This is a genomic window from Azospirillum sp. TSH20 (assembly GCF_003115935.1).
Classification (GTDB): Bacteria; Pseudomonadota; Alphaproteobacteria; order Azospirillales; family Azospirillaceae; genus Azospirillum.
Genome location: NZ_LGQU01000026.1, coordinates 1 through 14,335 on the forward strand (window position 1 = coordinate 1; position 14,335 = coordinate 14,335).

General features: G+C 64.0%; 15 protein-coding genes and 1 pseudogene. 11 read left to right on the plus strand and 5 right to left on the minus strand.

All coding sequences use genetic code 11. The features are described 5' to 3' along the window. The first annotated feature begins 16 nt into the window (after positions 1 to 16). From TSH20_RS08200 to TSH20_RS34905, 9 genes are read left to right on the plus strand one after another with little or no spacing between them, the layout of a single operon-like run. Complete coding sequence (locus tag TSH20_RS08200; RefSeq protein ID WP_247871688.1) at positions 17 to 352, plus strand: chemotaxis protein CheB; 336 nt, start codon at positions 17 to 19, stop codon at positions 350 to 352. A gap of 22 nt (positions 353 to 374) precedes the next feature. Beyond that, entirely contained in the window at positions 375 to 1,004 is a 630-nt protein-coding gene (locus TSH20_RS08205; RefSeq protein ID WP_158281968.1) for a HEAT repeat domain-containing protein, read from the plus strand. Positions 1,005 to 1,007: 3 nt separating this feature from the next. Then, a complete protein-coding gene (locus TSH20_RS08210) occupies positions 1,008 to 1,886 on the plus strand; it encodes a protein-glutamate O-methyltransferase CheR (RefSeq protein WP_247871687.1) in 879 nt (292 codons plus the stop codon). Positions 1,887 to 1,918: 32 nt separating this feature from the next. Then, positions 1,919 to 2,293 (plus strand): response regulator, encoded by a 375-nt coding sequence (locus TSH20_RS08215; protein ID WP_109074289.1) that lies wholly within the window; start codon positions 1,919 to 1,921, stop codon positions 2,291 to 2,293. Beyond that, positions 2,290 to 4,893, plus strand: a complete 2,604-nt coding sequence (locus TSH20_RS08220; RefSeq protein ID WP_109074275.1) for a chemotaxis protein CheA — start codon at positions 2,290 to 2,292, stop codon at positions 4,891 to 4,893. The genes TSH20_RS08215 and TSH20_RS08220 overlap by 4 nt, the downstream gene beginning before the upstream one ends. Further along, positions 4,893 to 5,141, plus strand: coding sequence for a hypothetical protein (locus TSH20_RS08225; RefSeq protein WP_109074276.1), 249 nt, complete (start codon positions 4,893 to 4,895; stop codon positions 5,139 to 5,141). The genes TSH20_RS08220 and TSH20_RS08225 overlap by 1 nt, the downstream gene beginning before the upstream one ends. Further along, the gene (locus TSH20_RS08230; protein WP_109074277.1) at positions 5,138 to 5,971 is read left to right on the plus strand and encodes a ParA family protein; all 834 of its coding nucleotides are present in this window, start codon (positions 5,138 to 5,140) and stop codon (positions 5,969 to 5,971) included. The genes TSH20_RS08225 and TSH20_RS08230 overlap by 4 nt, the downstream gene beginning before the upstream one ends. Continuing rightward, positions 5,968 to 6,342: a response regulator gene (locus tag TSH20_RS08235; protein WP_109074278.1), complete on the plus strand. Its 375-nt coding sequence runs from the start codon at positions 5,968 to 5,970 to the stop codon at positions 6,340 to 6,342. The genes TSH20_RS08230 and TSH20_RS08235 overlap by 4 nt, the downstream gene beginning before the upstream one ends. A gap of 34 nt (positions 6,343 to 6,376) precedes the next feature. After that, positions 6,377 to 8,269, plus strand: a complete 1,893-nt coding sequence (locus TSH20_RS34905; RefSeq protein ID WP_158281969.1) for a methyl-accepting chemotaxis protein — start codon at positions 6,377 to 6,379, stop codon at positions 8,267 to 8,269. Positions 8,270 to 8,709: 440 nt separating this feature from the next. Here the strand turns inward: TSH20_RS34905 and TSH20_RS08245 are convergent. From TSH20_RS08245 to TSH20_RS34580, 3 genes and pseudogenes are all read right to left on the minus strand, one after another. Further along, positions 8,710 to 9,553: pseudogene (locus TSH20_RS08245) on the minus strand (IS5 family transposase). Positions 9,554 to 9,671: 118 nt separating this feature from the next. Continuing rightward, entirely contained in the window at positions 9,672 to 10,313 is a 642-nt protein-coding gene (locus TSH20_RS08250) for a hypothetical protein (RefSeq protein ID WP_146205479.1), read from the minus strand. After that, positions 10,292 to 11,110 (minus strand): hypothetical protein, encoded by an 819-nt coding sequence (locus tag TSH20_RS34580; protein WP_146205480.1) that lies wholly within the window; start codon positions 11,108 to 11,110, stop codon positions 10,292 to 10,294. Before TSH20_RS34580 ends, TSH20_RS08250 begins: the two co-directional genes overlap by 22 nt. Positions 11,111 to 12,130: 1,020 nt before the next feature. Here TSH20_RS34580 and TSH20_RS08260 point away from each other — a divergent pair. Further along, positions 12,131 to 12,823, plus strand: a complete 693-nt coding sequence (locus TSH20_RS08260; protein WP_109074281.1) for a thermonuclease family protein — start codon at positions 12,131 to 12,133, stop codon at positions 12,821 to 12,823. Positions 12,824 to 12,941: 118 nt separating this feature from the next. Beyond that, complete coding sequence (locus TSH20_RS08265; protein ID WP_109074282.1) at positions 12,942 to 13,244, plus strand: hypothetical protein; 303 nt, start codon at positions 12,942 to 12,944, stop codon at positions 13,242 to 13,244. A gap of 98 nt (positions 13,245 to 13,342) precedes the next feature. Here the strand turns inward: TSH20_RS08265 and TSH20_RS08270 are convergent, their stop codons facing one another. Then, complete coding sequence (locus TSH20_RS08270; RefSeq protein ID WP_109074283.1) at positions 13,343 to 13,624, minus strand: PsiF family protein; 282 nt, start codon at positions 13,622 to 13,624, stop codon at positions 13,343 to 13,345. A gap of 205 nt (positions 13,625 to 13,829) precedes the next feature. Then, a complete protein-coding gene (locus tag TSH20_RS34585; protein ID WP_146205481.1) occupies positions 13,830 to 14,267 on the minus strand; it encodes a hypothetical protein in 438 nt (145 codons plus the stop codon). Positions 14,268 to 14,335 lie beyond the last annotated feature (68 nt).

The window sequence follows — 14,335 nt, forward strand, 5'->3', positions numbered from 1 at the left end:
GCCGACACCGAAGCAAATCCATAGCCCTTCAAACCATCTGGGGATTTTTCGACCGACCGTTCTGGGGAAGCTTCATTCGGCCTTTACACATCCCAGCGTCGCACGGCTGGTGGACAGCGCCATGCGCCAGCTTCCCGCCGACCGGCTGATCGGCGTGATGCTGACCGGCATGGGCAACGACGGCGCCGCCGCCATGGCCGAACTGCGGCGCCTGGGCGGCCGCACCATCGCCGAAGACGAATCGACCGCCGTGGTCTTCGGCATGCCGGCCGACCTGATCCGCCGCGGCGGTGCCGATGCCGTGCTGCCCTGTGGCGATATCGCCAGCCAGCTCCTGCGCTGGCTGTCCTGACGGAAGAAGGACAAGACTGCAAATGCCGCTCGTCAAGAAGCCGACCCTTCCGGCCCCTGAACCAGTGCCGGACGACTCGTTCCCAGACGATTGGGACCTGCCGGCCCGCCTCGCCGCGCCGGCGGCATCGGTCCGGCGCGCCGCCGTACGTGCCTTGGCCGAAACCGGAGGCGACGATGCCGCACGCACGCTGTGCGGACGGCTGGCGGTGGAGACGGACGGCCCGGTCCGCGAGGCGATCTTCCTGGCGCTTGCCGCCATCGGCGGGGACGAGGTGGCGGCGGGCCTGCTTGCGCTGCTGCGCCACGAGGACCCGGCGTTGCGCAACGGCGCCATCGAGACGCTGCAGCAGCTTCCTCAACCGGTGGCGGCCCGCATGGAAGCCCTGCTGGCCGACCCCGATTCCGACGTGCGGATCTTCGCCGTCAACGTGGCGGGCAACCTGCGTCATCCGGACGTGGAGCGCTGGATGCTGTTCGTTTTGAGAGGCGACAGGCACGCCAACGTCGTCGCCGCCGCGATCGACACCTTGGCGGAGGTCGGCACGGAAGCCGCCTGCGCCGATCTGGAGCAGGTGGCGCAACATTTTCCCGGCGACGCTTTCCTCGCCTTCGCCCAGCGCACCGCCCTGCGCCGCATTCGCGGAGGCTGAGCGATGCCTGGCCCGCAGACCATGCCCCAGCCGCAGGGGATCGCGATCTCCGACGAGGATTTCGCCCGCTTCCAGGAGTTCTTCTACCGGAAGACCGGCATCTCCTTCGACGCGAAAAAGCGCTACTTCGTCGACAAGCGTCTGGTCGACCGGGTCGAGGCGCTGAGGCTGCGGGACTTCCGCGAGTATTTCACCCACCTCCGCTTCCAGGTCTCGGGGGAAGAAGTCCAGACCCTCATCAACGCGATGACGGTCAACGAGACCTATTTCTACCGCGAGGAATACCAGTTCCGCTGCCTGGTGCAGTCGATCCTGCCGGAGCTGGTGCGGCGCAAGGCTGCGGGCGAGCGGCTGCGCATCTGGTCGATCCCCTGCTCGACCGGGGAGGAGCCCTATTCCTTGGCCCTCTATCTGCTGGAACATTGGGAGCATGTCGACCGCTTCGACATCGAGATCGTTGCGTCGGACATCGACACCAAGGTGCTGGAGGCGGCGCGCCAGGGCCGCTATGGCGAGCGCGCCCTGCAATACCTGCCGCAGGCGACGCGGCGCCGCTTCTTCTCACGCGTTGCCGAGGACACCTACCAGATCATCGACGATCTGCGGACCTCGATCGAGTTCACCACTGTGAACCTGAACGATCCGCTGCAAACCCGGCGGCATCGGGATTTCGACGTCGTCTTCTGCCGGAACCTGCTGATCTACTTCGACGACCTGTCCAGGCGGCAAGCGGCGGACACCATCTTCGACGCCCTTCAGCCGGGTGGCTTCTGCTGCCTCGGCCATTCGGAATCGATGAGCCGCATCTCCCCCCTGTTCCGCGTCCGCCGGTTCCCGGACGCCATCGTCTACCAGAAGCCGGACCGTGGGGAAGAGCCATGATCCTGCCGTTTCCGCGCCCACAGGAGGCCGCCATGAAGCGTGTGCTCGTCGTCGACGATGCCGCGACCGTTCGTCTCTATTACCGCGACGTGCTGGAGGCCGCCGGCTTCGCCGTCGAGGAGGCCGTGAATGGGCTGGAGGGGCTGGAAAAGGCGCTGGCCGATGCCTTCGACCTGTTCCTGGTCGACGTCAACATGCCGAAGATGGACGGCTACCGGTTCCTGTCGACCGTGCGGCGGGAGCCGGCGCTGCGCCCCGTGCCGGCCATCATGATCTCCACCGAGGCGAAGGACAGCGACGCCACGCGCGCCTACGCCGCCGGAGCCAATCTCTACATGGTCAAGCCCGTGCAGCCCGACGCCCTGGTCCGCACCGTGGCGCTGATGACCGGAGGTCCGGTGTCATGAGCGACCTTCTCGGCCAATTCATCTCCGAAAGCCGCGATCTGCTGGAAAAGGCGGCGGAGGGCCTCCTGGCCCTGGAAAAGGCGCCGGACGACGACGAGCTGGTCAACACCATCTTCCGCTCGGTCCATACGCTGAAGGGCGCCTCGGGCCTGTTCGAGATCGCGCCGCTGACCCGCCTGGTCCATGCCGGCGAGGATCTGCTGGGCGCGGTGCGCGCCGGAACCCTGATGCTCGATCCCGGCACGGTCGACCTCCTGCTCGACGGGCTGGACCAGGTCGGCCGCTGGCTCGACGATCTGGAGGCCGCCGGCTGCCTGCCCGACGGGGCCGACTCCCTGTCGGACGGCATGGTGGCCCGTCAGCGCGCTCTGCTGGGTGCGGTGACCGCGGCCGACGGCGTCGTCACAGTGGCCGCCGGCGTGGCGCAGACCGCCGCCCCCTGGCTGGCGGACTTCAGCGAGGCCGAACGGCTCGCGGCGATGGAGCGCGCGCTGGACGGTGCCCGGGTGTGGGCGGTCGAATACCGGCCCGACAGCCAGTGCTTCTTCAACGGCGAGGATCCCGTCCATCTCGCCCGCCAGTTGCCGGACCTGCTGGCGCTCCGCATCGCCCCGCTCATGGAGCTGCCGGCGCTGGCCGACTACGACCCCTTCGTCTGCGCGGTCCGCTTCCAACTGCTGACCGCTGCTCCGGGCGAGGCGGTTCGGGACCTCTTCCGCTATGTGGAGGAGCAGGTCGACATCGTCGGGGTGGAGCCCCGGCATCTGGTCCTGCTGGACGGCGACCGGATCGACGGACCGCTCTACGAGGATTTCGCCGAGAATGCGCTGGGCTGGCTGGAGCGCGGCGATGCTCCTCGGCTGCGGTCGGCCGCGCGGACCCTGCTGGGGCTGACCGGCGCCGCCACCCATCAGGCATCGGGCCTGCGCGCCCTGCTCGCGGCGCTGGGAGCCGACGATTGCAGCCGTCCTCTGCCCGGCTGGCTGAACGCCCTGGTCGAGGCCATCGCCAGCGGCGCTGATCCGGATTGGACCGCCGCACCGCTGTCAGCCGGAGCCGCCGAACCGGCTGGAACCGCTGTCGCGATTGGGCTCGACGATGACAGCCGAACGATCCTGCGGGCGCAGCTCCGTCTGCTCGACAGCCCCTGCGCCGCCGAGGTTCGCCTCGGCCATCTGGAGGCCGCGGCGGCCGCCGTGCGCAACATCCTGCGAGCCGGTGGACATCACGACGACACCCTGGAAGGGACACTCGGCAAGGCTGTCGGGGACAACGATCCGGCGAGCCTGCGCGCCGCACTGGTCGCCCTCCTCGGCGTGGAGCCGGCCGCGGTGCCGGCCGTCGTTCCGGAGAGCGCATCGGAGCCTGCGCGTGGAGGAAGCCGCCCGGCCGAGCGCATGCTGGAGGAGGTGCGTACCGAAACCGCCGCGGCGCAGAAGGTGCTGAAGGTCGACCAGGGCAAGGTCGATTCCCTGATGAACCTGATCGGCGAGCTGGTGGTTGCCAAGAACGGCCTACCCTATCTGTCGCGGCGGGCGGAGCAGATTTATGCTTCGCGCGAGATGGCGCGGGAGATCAAGGACCAGCACGCCGTCATCGACCGCATCGCGCAGGAGCTGCAAGAGGCCATCATGGCGGTGCGCATGCTCCCCGTCGGCCAGATGTTCCAACGGTTCCCGCGTCTCGTCCGCGATCTCGCCCGCCGACTGGACAAGCGGATCGAGCTGGTGGTCACCGGCGAGGAGACCGAAGCCGACAAGACGGTGATCGAAAGCCTGGTGGACCCGCTGGTCCACATGATCCGCAACGCCATCGACCACGGCATCGAACCGCCGGAAGACCGCCTTGCCGCCGGCAAGCCGGAGACCGGTACCATCCGCCTGTCGGCCTGCCAGGAGAACGACCGCGTCGTCATCGAGGTGTCGGACGACGGCGCCGGCATCGACCCGGCGACAATCCGCCGCAAGGCCGTGCAGCGCGGCCTGCTGGCTGCGGAGGCCGCGGAGGCACTATCGGACGCCGACGCGGTCAATCTGGTCTTCGCCCCCGGCTTCTCGACGAAGGAGCAGGTGTCGGACCTGTCCGGCCGCGGCGTTGGCATGGACGTGGTCCGCACCGCGGTGGAGAAGGCGGGGGGAACCGTCACGCTGACCAGCACGCTGGGCGGCGGGACAGCGGTCCGGCTGGCGGTGCCGCTGACGATGGCGGTGACCCGCGTCATGTCGGTGGACGTCAGCGGCCATGCCTTCGGCGTCCCGATGGACATCATCGCCGAGACGGTGCGCATTCCCCAAGCCCGCATCCACAGCATCCGCGGCGACGAGGCCTTCGTCCTGCGCGACACGGTGGTGCCGGTGGTCCGGCTCGGCCGGCTGCTCGACCTGCCGGAGACGGCCGAGCGGCCGGAGGAGGAGGCGGTGATGGTCGTCCGCTTCGGCAAGGAACGGCTGGGCGTGGTGGTCGACGGCTTCCGCGAGAGCCTGGAGGTCATCGTCAAGCCGATGGACGGCATCCTGGCCGGGATGCCCGGCTATTCCGGCACGGCCCTGCTCGGCGACGGCCGCGTCCTCCTCGTCCTCGACCTGAAGGAGTTGGTCTGATGCCGATCCGCTTTGAAAAGACCATGGCCGTGCTGGAGGGGGTGTGCGCCGTCGAGGAGGCCGAAAGCCTGCTGGACTGGCTGAACGGCCGCAAGCGGCCGCGCGTCGACCTCGGCCGCTGCGAACACCTGCACACCGCCGTCCTGCAGTTGCTGATCGCGGCGAAGCCGGCGGTCGTCGCCTGGCCCGAGGATGCCGAATGGCGGCGCTGGGTCGTCGCGGCCTACCCGGCGGAGGTGCCGTCATGACCGCCGCATCCGACTGTCCGCAGGTGCTTGCCCTGTCCAACCGCAAGGGCGGAACCGGCAAGACCACCACCGTGGTCAATCTGGCCGCCGAATTCGGCCGGCGCGGCCTCCGCACGCTGGTCGTCGACCTGGACACGCAAGGCCATGCCGCCTGCGGGTTCGGCGTGAAGCCGGCCCGGGGAACGCCGCGTGCCCATGATACGTTGCGCGGCGACGGTGTTCCGCTTGCCGATGCCGTGGTTCCCACCGACCAGCCGAACCTGTGGCTGGCTCCGGCGGACGAACAGTACGAGGAGGCCGACCGCCCGACACCCGCCCGGCGGCTGGCGGAGGCGTTGGCGCCGCTGCGCGGCCGCTTCGACAGGATCGTCATCGACACGCCGCCGTCGCTGGGCGGCACGCTGGTCAATGCACTGACGGCGGCCAATGCCGTGCTGGTGCCGCTGCTGCCGCATCATCTGGCCGGCGAAGGCGTCAGACAGCTGAGCCGGCTGTTCTTCCGCGTGGCGATGGAACACAACCCGGATTTGCGTCTGCTCGGCATCGTTCCGGTGATGGTCGACCGCCGGCTGAACCTGCACCGGCAGGTGATCTCGGCAATGAGCCGTCAGTTCGGCGCCGACCGCATCTTCACCGGCATCCGCACCGACATCCATCTTGCCGAAGCCTTCGCCGCCGGCAAGCCGATCGCCGCCTACCGGCCGCGCAGCCGCGGCACGCTCGACCACAGCCTGCTCGTCGACGAGATCGACAGCTTGTCCACCCACGGGTTCGACCGCCGGCCGGACCGGCACATCCACCCGCTTACCCGTACCGGAGCCCCGTTATGAAGCCGATTTTCCTCGTCGACGACAGTCCTACGATCCTGATGAGCATGACCGACATCCTGACCAAGGCCGGCTATGCCGTGGAAATGGCGGCGAACGGTCCAGAGGCACTGAAGAAGGCGCAGGGCGGGCTGCAGCCGGCGCTGGTCATCACCGACTACCACATGCCCGGCATGACCGGGGTGGAGCTGATCCGCGAGCTGCGCAAGCAGGCCGGGTTCCGCTTCACGCCCATCCTCGTGCTGACCACTGAATCCCAGCAGGACAAGCGGACCGAGGCCAAGTCGGCCGGCGCCACCGGGTGGCTGGTGAAGCCGGTGGCGAGCGATCAGCTGCTGCAGGTCATCAAGCAAGTCGCCCCAACCGCACGCTGACGCGGACCCTGCACCGACACACACGGAATCGATCATGTTCGGGTTGACCATCTCCGAGTGGCTGCGATTGAGGGCATTGCGGCGCCTGCAACTCCTCGACACGCCGGCGGACCCGCGCTACGACCGCATCACCAACCAAGCTGCCCGCCTGTTCCGTGTTCCAACCGCCCTGGTGTCGCTGGTCGACAGCGACCGCCAGTGGTTCAAAAGTCGGGTTGGTCTCGAAGCACCAGAAACCCCACGAGAGATCTCCTTTTGCGCGCAGGCGATCAAGGGTCAGGATCCGCTCGTCATCCTGGACGCCGCAAACGACGTGCGATTTGCCAACAACCCCCTGGTGACTGGAGCTCCGGGCATCCGCTTCTATGCCGGCGCGCCGCTGACCAGCTGTGATGGTCACCGGATCGGCACCTTGTGCGTCATTGACGACAAACCTCGCAGCGAGTTCACCGACGCCGACCGGACACAGTTGGTCAGGATGGCTCAGGCCGTGATGGACATTGCGCAAGCCCAATATCTGCCTGTGCAGCGCATGAAGACGCTCGTTGGCGCGGGGCTTGGGCTTCAAATCCTCGTTCTTTCCCTGCTGATCTGGGCGTTTGGTTCAACCTGGGTGGACCTCCTTGGCATAATCGGTCTGCCGGTGTCGGCTGCCATGGCTTTGGCGACCGCCAGTTTGCTGGCCATTGGACTGGCGGTGCTGCTCCTAGTGCTGGAAAAATTCACTGTTGCCGCTGCATTCAGCGATCTGGTACCCAAAATTCCGCTCGTTATCAGCGGGGAAAGCTATTCGGGAAAACACGCCGACGAGGCCATTGCAGCCATTGATGAAGACATCACCTATTCGCGGTCTTGCCTCATCAAAGCCGGCATTACAGAGGACTTGGACAATCTCCCATCTCTGTTCTCTGCTCGGCGCAAACACATGGAAGCCCTGGAATCCCGTGCCACCAGTGCCGCTGCCGCAGTGTCCGATGTTCCAGGATTCTGCGACGTGACCGGCGCCCATCTGCGCACCGTGGTCGACCAGACGGAAAACGCCGCCTTTGCCATCCTTGGGCAGCTGCGCGACATCGATGCCCATGTCGTTCGCCTCGTGGACTTCATCCGCCGCTCCGACCGGGAGTCGACGGCGCTGATAGACGGCTCCGGAGAGAGCATCGCCCGCAACCGCGACTGCATCGACACCCTGCAGCGTTACCTGGAAGAACGGTTGCAGGACGCCATGCACGACCGCAATCGGTTCTCGGAGATCGTTCAGGTGGCCGATGGGCTGGAAAGCTCCATCGACGCCATCACCCGCATCCTGTCAGCCACCAACATGCTCGCGCTCAACGCCACCATCGAAGCCACCCGGGCAGGCGAGTTCGGTCACGGCTTCAAGGTCGTCGCTGCGGAGGTGAGGGAGCTATCGCAGCAGACCTCAGTCGCGATCCGTCATGTGCATGAGGGCATCTCCAAGATGCGCCAAGCGATCAATCACCAGATCAACGGCCAGCAGCTGGAACAGAAGGTGGAGAGCGAGCGTGCCATGCTGACCGGCTTGACCGACCAGCTGGTCGGTATGTCCGACCGGTTCCATGGGGTCGCTCACTACCAACGCAGCCTGCTGGAGGAACTGGACCGTGCCGGTCAGGGGATTGCCGAGGTGATGATGAATGCGATGGGGCAGGTCCAATTCCAAGACATCGTGCGCCAGCAGGTCGACAGCATCCTGGCGGGGTTGGACGGGCTGCGCCGTTTCAATGACAGCCTGGCTGCTCATCTGGAGGTTGGGGGAGATGGAGCCCCGACCGACCTCAAGGCCGTTCTCGAGACGATGACGCGAACCTATGTCACCGAGGTCCAATGGCGCCGCCATGAGGAGGTGATGACCGGCACCATGGGGCGCCCCGCTGACGGGCTCCCTGCCATAGAGCTGTTCTAGGGAGACTGCAGGACAGCCGTCTGTGGCACTGTGGAGATGTAGGTGAATGCATCTGGTACCACGCAGATCGGATAGCCCACCGCCAAGGTGGCAGAGGGCTCCCTCCAACTCTGCCGACGAATTGTCCGGTAAGGCTGCCGGCATGTTCATAGGGCTGCCCCGCCTACCGCTCACATGAGTATCGTCCGCTGCAGCCGTACATCGCAGGGGCAGTCGCCCGCCGAAGTACGGCAAGCCACTCCGCTTCTGATCTTTGATCCGTCCGGCATTGGAAATCCCCTGTGTTGCGTGGTCCCTTTGGGCAGTCCCTGATCATGATGCGCCCCGACGTTGCCAAACTCGCGGTACTTTGCGAAACCGGTCTCCTCACGGGGATCGCCGTAATGGTGGCGTTGTTGCATAAATCGGACTGCGGGCAAATTCCCGCAATCTCCCGGGTTTCAGGCGAGTTTGCGTGAGACCGGCATTCCGAGGCTGGTCATCCGATTAAGGACGGCGCAGGCGATCCGGGCCTCGATCTTCTGAGCAGGCAGACTCCTGGCCCGGAGGCTCCGTCCGATGAGAACCTTGTAGCGGAAGAAAACCGTTTCCACGAGGGCGCGCCTTCCATAGCCGGTCGTCGCCTGCCAGCTCATTCGGCCCTTCTCGACGATCTGCTGGATGTGGTGGTCGCGCTGAGTGGGAGTGGTGTCGGCCTTCTGGCCCGGCACAGCCATGGCGCGGGGCGGGATGATCACCGCGGCAGTGGGGTGCCGGTCGGAAATGGCACGGTAGACGGGCTCTCCATCATACGCGCCGTCCGCCAGCACCGCGCTGACCGGGCCGGGTATGTGGTCGAGCAAGGGGCCGACCTGAGAGGCGTCGCCGTCCTCGGTGGTGGTCAGCTCCGCAGCCAGGATGTCACCGCTGTCCGGATCGATGGCGATATGTAGTTTTCGCCAGCTCCGGCGTGGCTTTCCGCCGTGCTTTTCCAAGTGCCACTCGCCGGCTCCGACCATCTTCAGGCCTGAGCTGTCGATCACCACGGTCATAGGGCCGATCGGCTTGACCAGCGCAGCCGCCAGCGACAGGCGGGCACTGCGTCGGGCCAGCGTTGTGTAATCGGGAACTGGCAACGCCATGCCGAGGATCTGGACAATGGAGCACAGCAACCCCTCCGTCTGCCGCCATGGGCGCCCAAAGGCCAAACGCAGCATCACCCCGGTCTCTATGGCGATGTCCGAGTAGGCTGCTGGACGGCCTCTCCGGCCGGTGACGGCGCGGTTCATTGTGCTTATACGGCATGCGGGCACTCGGCGGCGGAGCCCATCTCTATACCGGCTGCGCCGACGTCCCGTACCACAAACCGGATTTATGCGACAACGCTATCTCGCTCCCAACAAACCGCAGCCAAACATAAATCTTATTGATTTACCACATTGTATCGCTTTAGCTCAGCGCGAGACAACCAGTGAACTTCAGTCTTATGGGTTTCAACTATTGGCGTCATAAGCTCAAGACTCACAGACATTTCGACTAGATACTTCGCTTGGATTGCCGCGATACGAGCCGCCCACTGTTCAACGAACGGAATAACATCTCGAGCCCCGCTGGCGCCATAACGTCGGATCAGCGCGGTTATAGTTGCCAGCAGTTCCGGATCGACCTCCTTGGCCGACATATGCACTCCAATCCGGCCGTCCACGTTCCGAAAAACGCCTCCAATGAATGCATAGGCGCAAGCGCTGGCACAGTCCGCACCTGCTGGCACCCGGGTTGCCAAGCCTGTTTTCCTTAGATATCGACCTATGGCCAGTCCAGCACCAAGGGATCCACCCTCTGATGACAGCCACACCTCGTCAACGCGCCCTGCCCGCTCCACGGCCCTGATAAAGCGCTTATCATCGTCCAGCATAAACTTGCCAGTGGCGAGCAGGATTTGCTCATTTCCCGCCATCTGCTGCTTGAACTCCAGTGCGTCGGCGCCTCGGTAGGCGCCAACGATCCAGATGATTAAGGCAGCCATGACCGCCCATGTTCGAATCACGCGGCTCGCCGTGTCCAACCGACCGCTCCTGGAGCCCGACAATATTCGACTTGGTCGGCCTGCTCTTTACCATCGACATAGACAACTTCCCGCGCGGTCTTGCACACCGTCTCCATCTGAAGGGGTGAAGGCTCGATCGCAGAAGCTGGCTTCGGAACCTTTTCTACCGCAACAGAGGCAGTCTGCACCCTCGCCGGCTTGTCTACGTTCTTGGCGCGCGATGGCTTCGGAGCAGAGCTCTCCTGCTGCCCCCTTGAGGCAGGAGCGGGCATAGTGTCCGGAACCAATGCGAGATAACGCTCTCGACTGATCTCGACCACACTGCCGTTGCTTGGGCACCGCTGCGCCTCCAACCGATACGGCCTGCCGTTTCCAGGATCGCAATAGACAACCGGCCCGGTATAGGTTGTTTCCGAAACGGGAATGGTAACCGTTTGCCCTGCAGGCGTCGGCATCGCAGTCGTAGGAACGGTGCGGGTGCCAAGAATTTCGGTCCGGCCATAGACCGTCGTTGGATTCTTGGGGCTGGCCCAATAGATCGTTGAACCATTCCCATTCAAGGCCGCCTGCGTGGCCTCCTGTTGCTTGGCTCGATCGACGTCATCGATGATTTGGCCGACCATTGATCCGGCGATGAAGCCGGCGACACCACCGAACAGGGCGCCGCCAGCCGCACCCATATCGCTATGCCCTCCAATGGCCGCCCCAACAACCACTCCCAGAACGGTTCCAATGGCACCGCCCGCCTCCTTAGCGCTCTGCGCGTTGCAGCCGCCGAGAAGAATAGCTGCGCTCAATGCCGCAACGGACGCCACCTTACGATATCCACTCACAACCACCCCCACACGGTGTAACACCTTTGTGGATGATGCCATGGGTTGCGCTATCGAAGTCAAGATCGCCATGCAAAGCACAGTCACCCTCTTCAACCGACTGGTACCGCTCTCGGCACGAAACCAACGCAATCCCGCAACGCACATGGCGGCGGGTGGCACGTATGGGCGCTCAACGTCGTCAACGCCCATGACGAGAAACCACAGCGCTTTCGCCGCACGTTGACCGCGGGACGGCAACGCGCAACGCAGCGTTCCGCAGCGGCGGTGCTGGAGCGCATTGAGGGTGCGCTGGCGGTGGGTTTCGCTCCGAGCGGGGATGTATCCGCAATAACGCAAACTGTTAGCAGACCCGGTACAACGCCCCCTGTAGTCCGACGACGAGCAGCATCACGGGGCACGCCGACGATCTGCGGGAAGCGTCTGGTCACAGCGACCATCAACGCCGCAGAGGCCGCCGACCCATAGCTGTTCGTGTCGGACCGACGGCCGTCTGTCGGCTGGGTCGGCTGGCTCAGACCGTTGGGTATCTGCTGACGGGCCGATTACCGATCCACGAGCTTGGTGCCATATGTCCCGTTGTGTGGGTTATAATTTCCGCGGGCCTCGTAGTTGTCCCGCTTCGTCGAGTTGGGATTGGTCTGATAGTGGGGCGCGACGTACGTGCCCCGATTTGTGGTATACCCGCTGGTGTAGTGTGAGTTCGAGTTGGAACCAGTCCCGCTGTAGACCCTTGCGCCGCTTGAACTGTGTCCCCCACTGCCGCCACGCGCATAACTCGGCGATGCAGCAACTACGCTAGCGACGGCAATCAACAGAGCTAAATGCATACGCAACATTTGCCTTCCCCTTTATTTTTTGGCGATCAACAGCCTGTTATATGCAATCAAGCGATGTCAATTGGCCGCGTGACCCGTGCTTCCGTCGAGGTCCCCGTGATGATCGACAACAGCCGTGTTCCCGAGCATCATAGGGTTGCACGGCCCCCCTGCGAGTTCTCCCATGCGCATTCCTGTTCTCATCGCCACCCTTCTCTTCATCTCCTCCCCTGCGGTCGCGGCTGAGACCATCGCCGGCACTGCGTCGGTCATTGACGGCGACACCCTGGAGGTCCAAGACAAGCGCATCCGGCTCCATGGCATCGACGCACCGGAAAGTGCCCAGCTTTGCCAGGACGCCGCCGGCAAGGATTGGCGCTGCGGTCAGCGAGCGGCGCTGGCTCTGTCCGACCGGATCGCTCGGCGGCCGGTGACGTGCGAGGTGAAGGACACCGATCGGTACGGGCGGAGCGTTGCCGCGTGTTCGGCCGGCGGCGAATCGCTCAATGCCTGGATGGTCGCCAATGGATGGGCCATGGCCTATCGCCAGTACAGCAAGGAGTATGTCGACGCCGAGGCAACTGCCCGCGCCGCTCGCGCCGGCATCTGGGCCGGGACCTTCCAGCCTCCCTGGGACTGGCGAAAGGACAAGCGGGAGGGTAAGCAGCAGCCCGCCAATCAGAATACCGCGGCGCTGGCTGCGGCGGCCGCCAGGTGCACGATTAAGGGCAACATCTCCGCCAAGGGGGAGCGCATCTATCACGTTCCCGGCGGCCGGTTTTACGAGCAGACGCAGATCAACGAGCGCGACGGGGAGCGGTGGTTTTGCAGCGAGCAGGACGCTTCCGCCGCCGGGTGGAGGAAGGCGGCACAATGACCAAACGCGATCCCTTGTCCCGCGGCTTCACGCTCATCGTCGAAGGTGCCGTGTTCGCCTGCATCTTGGGTGCGCTTTACGCCTGGAGCTGCGTCGCCGCACGGCGGAGCCCCAGACAATGACCAACCGATTATCGAAGGTCTGTGCGAATTCCGCCGTCGCGGCGGCTCTGCTGATCGCCGGTACCGCGGTCGCGCGAGATGCCCGGCCGACCGATGACGAGGTGCGGCAGCGGATCATCGCGGAGTCGATCGCTTCCTACCCAGGCAACTGTGCCTGCCCTTATAGCACGATGCGCAACGGTCACCGGTGCGGCGGTCGGAGCGCCTACAGCAAGCCGGGGGGCCGGGCGCCGATCTGCTATTCCGACGAGGTGACGGAGGCGATGGTTGCGCAATGGCGCCGGGCTCACGGCGGTTAACCGCCACGCCGTGATTAGGAAGCCTACGCCGGCAGATTCGGTATCCGCCCGTCGACACTGCCCAACCCCGGTGACGGCGGGCAGTGTCGCCCCTGGTGTCAGCCCTTCAGGCAGCTGCTCATGAACGCCTTCCGATCTTCACCCGTTTTTCCAGCGGCGTCGGCGTTGCACTTCTTCATCTTGTCCTGCTGACCCGTCAGCGGCTTGGCAGGTTCGGCGGTTGCGGCCGGCTTGTTCGAGAGGCAGGCGCTCATGAACGCCTTGCGCTCGTCACCCTTCAGGCTCTTGGCGGTCGCATCGGCATTGCAGGTCTTCATCTTCTCCTGCTGCGGCATGGCCGCAGTCGACGCACCGGAACTGGCAGCCAGCGTCACGACCATGGCAGCAGCTGCAATTATGTATCTCAGCATCTTCTGATCCTCCCGAGCACGCCGCCTCGCACGAGACATGTCGCGGAAAACGGAGGATGGCACGGTAGAAGGCAAAGCGCTAAGGTTCTGACGGATTCAAACGCTCAGCAATGGTCAGTTCAGCAATGATCTATTCACTTGCTTCGCAAGTGATGTAAAATTTACCCTTGCACAGTCAATGGTGCCGCATAGACTGCCATTCCACTAATTTACCCTCTATGATTCCGAAAATTATAAAGGACATAAAATCATAATGGCACAACATTTTTACTTGCCGATCTGTAAATCTCATAGAAAGATACGGCTCTCTAATGCTGATGTATTTTGCATCGAACAACGTTTCTCGATTTTCATAGAAATACAATACGCAAGCCTCCTCAACTATCGTTACGCCCTCCTGATCTGCAGAAAAGTTATGGTAAATCTGACTTTGAGGGCCTTTCACCGAATTGTTTATATTGAATATATCATATAAGCGGCTGGAAAATCCTGGGATCCATTTATCAGCCATTGAAAGAACGAAATTCACCAAAAGAAACAATCCAAACGCTGCTCCAATAAGCACACTAAAATTGGAAGAAATTTTCTCGAATATATCCTTGTCGCTATCCATTTGTATCGCGACCTCAGCGTGGCGAAATATTTCCGGTCTTTGTGCGGCGACGTCTACTTGGAGTTGAT